The sequence below is a fragment of the Flavobacterium sp. genome (assembly GCF_021151785.1).
In the GTDB taxonomy this organism is placed as follows: Bacteria; Bacteroidota; Bacteroidia; order Flavobacteriales; family Flavobacteriaceae; genus Flavobacterium.
On sequence record NZ_JAGKWP010000156.1, the window covers coordinates 1 to 3,572 of the forward strand.

Genomic DNA, 3,572 nt, shown 5'->3' on the forward strand with positions numbered 1-3,572 from the left:
GTTTTGAATATGATAATTATTTTAGTTACTAAAATATGCTATTTTCACGGATTAATAAACTTTTGTTATGAACAAAATTAATGTACTATTTGTGTGTCTTGGCAATATTTGTCGTTCTCCGATGGCAGAGGGCATTTTTAAGAATATTGTGAAAAAGGAAGGGTTGGAAAAATATTTTTCAATTGACTCGGCAGGCACCAGCAGGTATCATATTGACGAGGATCCGGACCATCGGGCAACGGGTACCTGTGCAGAAAAAAACATTATTTTGAATCACAAAGGTCGGGAATTTGTTGAAAAGGATTTGATAAATCAGCATGTTATTCTGGCTATGGATAAAGACAATCTCGCTAATATTAAAAAACTTATGACACCGGAGATTAAAAGATTGGAAAGCAAGTCTGAAATTTTTCTGATGCGTGATTTTGATCCTGAACATGCCGGAGCAAATGTGCCGGATCCATATTATGGAGGGCAGGAGGGATTTTATCAAGTTTTTGATATGCTGGAACGCTCATCCTATGAATTATTAAGCTATATTCGCAGGAAGCATTCCATCTGATTACATAGAGCAGTTTTGCACTGAAATTTTGTTTACACATGAATAAAGAAACGATTGAATCCTTATTAATTCAGGTTACCGGACCGGATGTTACCGTTCAGGAAGTAAGACCGATTGGTGGAGGAAATACAAGCAGAGCTTTTGCTGTTAAATCTTCAAAAGGAAATTTCTTTATCAAAACAAATCGTGCAGGGCTGGTAGATATGTTTGAAAAGGAAGTGCGGAATCTTGAATTGCTTCGTAAGGCAGTACCTCAGAATATCCCTGAAGTGGTTGGCTATGGAACGGTGGATCATGTAAGCTATTTTATATTAAAACTGATTGAACCGGGTAAACGGATGGCTGATTTCTGGGAAGATTTTGGAAGAACCCTTGCGGAAGTTCATAAAGTGCATAGTACTTCCTTCGGCTTGGAATACGATAACTACATAGGCGCATTGCCTCAATCAAATAAACAACACGCCAACTGGGTTGATTTTTTTGTAGAAGAGCGCATATGGCCGCAGGCGCGCAAAGCAGAAAAGGTATTGGGTACAGAAATTATTTCTATGATCGATAAACTATCCGTGCGGCTGCCGGATCTGCTTACGCAGTCGAAGCCTGCCTTACTGCATGGTGATCTGTGGAGCGGTAATTTTACGCTTAATCAAAAAGGAACTGTTTGTTTTGTAGATCCTGCATCTTATTTCGGAAACCGCGAAATAGAGATTGCCTTTACAAAACTGTTCGGCGGTTTTGAAGATGAATTTTACGAAGCTTATAAAGAGGTTTTGCCGCTTGATAAAGGTTTTTTTGACACCAGGGTAGATATATACAATCTATATCCGTTATTGGTGCATGTAAATCTATTTGGTGGCTGGTATATTGCTTCTGTAAGAGAAACCTTAAAACGTTTCGTCTGATCCCTTAGCATATTTTCTCCGGAAGTGCATTTTTTGAATGAGGCGTTCAATAATAAGGTCGCTGAGTTTTGACGCTAATTCACTGCTGTCGGGTATCCCGAAAAAAATTTCCCGTACTTTATTTTCTGCTACATCTATCCGGTATAAACCGTTCCAAAGGGTAGTCTGATCCTTCTCCAGTAAAAAATGTATTTGTTTTAATAGGTTTTGCTTAAAAACAGAAACATCCGGAGTGTCAAGCTCCGGATGTTCTGGTATGGTAAGATCAAATATTTCTAAAGAATTATTCACCTTTGGCTTTAGCAGGTTTTTTAGCTGCTGCTTTTTTAGCAGGTGCTGCTTTTTCTTCTTTTGCCGGAGCTTCTGCTTTCGCAGCCGCTTTTTTCGCAGCAGGTTTTTTAGCTGGTGCCTCTTCTGAAGCAGCTGCTTCTGCTTTTACTTCAGCTTTTGCCTCTGCTTTTTTATCTTCTTTCTTGTTTTCTTTTTTCTCAACAAGAATTTCAGGGAAGTTCGCTAAAATGATGCTATACCAGTTAGCCAGTTTTTTAATATCTGAATGGTATACTTTTTCACGATCGTATTCAGGTAAAACTGCTGCTAAGAAAGCTGCAAATTCGTCGTTTGAAGACTTAGCTGTTACTTTAATGTCAGAGCCAAATGTTTTATGAATTTTCTGTAATACAGTTTCCAATGCTACAGAACCTTCTTTGTCGGTTGTGTAGATTGAAATTTCATTTAAGATCGATACTCTCTCGTTGGCACCTGCAACAAAACGCTTTTTAGACGCATCAAGTGCTTCTAAGATTACACCATTTTTTGTAGGCTTAAGTATTTTAAATAAACCACCTCTACCGGATACGGCTGCTACTTCTCTTAACTCCATTTTAATTTATTATTCAAAATAATGATTACTAAACGATTTGATTATAGTTTAAAATAAACAGGAATGCTTGTTTGGGATTTAAAACCAGGTGCTTTGAACTTTAATAATTTTACAACACGCGCAGCCTCTTCACCACAGCCTCCACCGATATTTTTTACAACACTAACATTGGTAAGCGTACCATCTGCTTCCAAAACACCAGCAACAATACATTCTCCCTGAATTCTGTTACGCTTTGCTGTTGGTGGATACAACATGTGTGAATTGATGAACTCGTACATTGCCGTTTGTCCGCCTTCATAATATTGAGCTGCCGGAATAACCTTGGTAGGTGCTGTCTGAGCAGTAATTTCACTGTAAGAGAATACTGCTGCGATGCCAATAGCCAGAATAAATAAGAAGTGTTTCATAATTTGAGTTTGGTTACGGTTTAATTTACAATTATATGAAAAATCATTGTAAGTAGTATTACTTTTATTTTGAAATCTGTTGATTGATTTCATGTATATAGGCAAGTAATTCTTCTTTTCCTTTTCCTGATTCTGAAGAGGTTGTAAAACTCTTCGGTAATTCTTCCCAGTCTTCACCCAGCACTTTCTCCCATTGGGCCAGATTGCGGTTTGTCTGGGTAACAGATTGTTTGTCTGCCTTGGTAAATACGAGACTAAATGGAATACCGTTGCTTGCCAGCCAGCTAACCTGCTCCAGATCCGATTTCATCGGGTCATGCCGGGAATCAACCAACAAGAATACGTTGGTCAGGTTGGCTCTGTTTTTTAGGTAATCATGCACCATTCGACCCCATTTGATGCGACTGGACTGGCTTGCTTTGGCAAAACCATAACCCGGCAAATCGGTTAAAATCCAGGAATCTTCAATATTAAACATGTTAATTAATTGTGTTTTACCTGGTTTTGAGGAGGTCATAGCCAAATTTTTAACACCCGTCAGCATGTTTATCAGAGACGATTTACCAACGTTTGAACGACCTATAAATGCATATTCAGGCAGGCTGTTTTCAGGACATTTTTTATAATCATCGTAACTGCTGATGAATTTTGCATTCAATTTCATAAAATCGTATAATTAAATCGACCTACAATTTACTAATATTATACGATTACTTGACTTTCATAGGTTTTATTATTCGAATTACTTACAATTGCATACTGAATAGTTTTTTCAAAAAATTGTATTAATCAAACGTAACCTTTACATTTAAGTT

6 protein-coding genes are annotated in these 3,572 nt (G+C 37.6%); 2 read left to right on the forward strand and 4 right to left on the reverse strand.

Annotation, left to right across the window (positions count from 1 at the left end; all coding sequences use genetic code 11):
- The first annotated feature begins 67 nt into the window (after positions 1 to 67).
- Positions 68 to 562 carry a low molecular weight protein-tyrosine-phosphatase gene (locus QZ824_RS11070; RefSeq protein ID WP_291276074.1) on the forward strand — a complete coding sequence of 165 codons (495 nt, stop codon included), beginning with the start codon at positions 68 to 70 and terminating at the stop codon, positions 560 to 562.
- A gap of 38 nt (positions 563 to 600) precedes the next feature.
- Positions 601 to 1,464: a fructosamine kinase family protein gene (locus QZ824_RS11075; protein WP_291276075.1), complete on the forward strand. Its 864-nt coding sequence runs from the start codon at positions 601 to 603 to the stop codon at positions 1,462 to 1,464.
- Here QZ824_RS11075 and QZ824_RS11080 read toward each other — a convergent pair.
- Genes QZ824_RS11080 through yihA form a run of 4 tightly spaced genes read right to left on the reverse strand, consistent with a single transcriptional unit; the run spans position 1,447 to position 3,421 of the window.
- On the reverse strand, positions 1,447 to 1,755 hold the full coding sequence (locus QZ824_RS11080) for a hypothetical protein (RefSeq protein ID WP_291276076.1): 309 nt from the start codon (positions 1,753 to 1,755) through the stop codon (positions 1,447 to 1,449). The two genes, QZ824_RS11075 and QZ824_RS11080, sit on opposite strands and share 18 nt — an antisense overlap.
- A complete protein-coding gene (locus tag QZ824_RS11085; RefSeq protein ID WP_291276077.1) occupies positions 1,748 to 2,347 on the reverse strand; it encodes a DUF5606 domain-containing protein in 600 nt (199 codons plus the stop codon). The genes QZ824_RS11080 and QZ824_RS11085 overlap by 8 nt, the downstream gene beginning before the upstream one ends.
- A 41-nt stretch (positions 2,348 to 2,388) precedes the next feature.
- Positions 2,389 to 2,862: an energy transducer TonB gene (locus tag QZ824_RS11090; RefSeq protein WP_291276078.1), complete on the reverse strand. Its 474-nt coding sequence runs from the start codon at positions 2,860 to 2,862 to the stop codon at positions 2,389 to 2,391.
- Complete coding sequence (gene yihA, locus QZ824_RS11095; RefSeq protein WP_291276079.1) at positions 2,822 to 3,421, reverse strand: ribosome biogenesis GTP-binding protein YihA/YsxC; 600 nt, start codon at positions 3,419 to 3,421, stop codon at positions 2,822 to 2,824. Before yihA ends, QZ824_RS11090 begins: the two co-directional genes overlap by 41 nt.
- Between the last annotated feature and the right edge of the window lie 151 nt (positions 3,422 to 3,572).

Bases quoted from the DNA above. Each gene is read 5' to 3' on its own strand.
- QZ824_RS11085 (WP_291276077.1), bottom strand. From the start codon at position 2,347: ATGGAGTTAAGAGAAGTAGCAGCCGTATCCGGTAGAGGTGGTTTATTT.
- QZ824_RS11070 (WP_291276074.1), top strand. From the start codon at position 68: ATGAACAAAATTAATGTACTATTTGTGTGTCTTGGCAATATTTGTCGT.
- QZ824_RS11075 (WP_291276075.1), top strand. From the start codon at position 601: ATGAATAAAGAAACGATTGAATCCTTATTAATTCAGGTTACCGGACCG.
- yihA (WP_291276079.1), bottom strand. From the start codon at position 3,421: ATGAAATTGAATGCAAAATTCATCAGCAGTTACGATGATTATAAAAAA.